We start from the raw sequence: 777 nt of genomic DNA, 5'->3' as shown, positions 1-777 counted from the left end.
CAGCAATGCACGGCCTTCATCATCGGATTTCGCAGTAGTGGTGATAGTAATATCTAAACCACGAACGCGATCGACTTTATCATAATCGATTTCCGGGAAGATGATCTGTTCACGCACGCCCATGCTGTAGTTACCACGACCATCGAAAGACTTAGCAGACAAGCCGCGGAAGTCACGAATACGTGGAACAGCAATGGAGACCAGACGCTCAAAGAACTCCCACATGCGTTCGCCGCGGAGGGTTACTTTACAGCCGATCGGATAGCCCTGACGAATTTTGAAGCCTGCAACTGATTTGCGTGCTTTGGTGATCAACGGTTTTTGACCGGAGATTGCTGCCAGGTCAGCTGCTGCGTTATCCAGCAGTTTCTTGTCAGCGATCGCTTCACCAACACCCATGTTCAGGGTGATCTTCTCGACCCGAGGGACTTGCATGACAGAATTGTAACCAAACTCAGCCATGAGTTTTTTTACGACATCGTCTTTGTAGTAATCATGCAGTTTCGCCATCGTACTACTCCAAATTACTTGATAGTTACGCTGTTAGATTTGAAGAAACGGACTTTTTTGSCATCTTCAAATCTAAAGCCTACACGGTCCGCCTTACCAGTAGCCGTGTTGAAGAGAGCAACGTTAGAAACCGGAATTGCAGCTTCTTTTTCAACGATGCCGCCTGGTTGGTTCAGGGCCGGTACAGGCTTCTGATGTTTCTTAACCAGGTTGATACCTTCAACAATGACTTTGCCAGAAGACAGTACATTTTTTACTTTACCGCGC

At 47.3% G+C, this 777-nt stretch carries 2 protein-coding genes; both read right to left on the bottom strand.

Features of this window, described 5'->3' with window-relative positions; genetic code table 11:
- The coding region (gene rplE, locus AC1DUO_RS25710; protein ID WP_477989543.1) for a 50S ribosomal protein L5 at positions 1 to 510 on the bottom strand (510 nt) is incomplete at its 3' end.
- A 14-nt stretch (positions 511 to 524) separates the two neighbouring features.
- Positions 525 to 777, bottom strand: a 253-nt coding sequence (rplX, locus tag AC1DUO_RS25705; RefSeq protein ID WP_477989541.1) for a 50S ribosomal protein L24, incomplete at its 5' end; no start/stop codon positions are given.

The sequence above is a fragment of the Rahnella sp. P4_A8 genome, from assembly GCF_056402435.1.
Note: the sequence above shows the minus strand (reverse complement) of the source record. Positions and strands in the feature narration are given on the sequence as shown.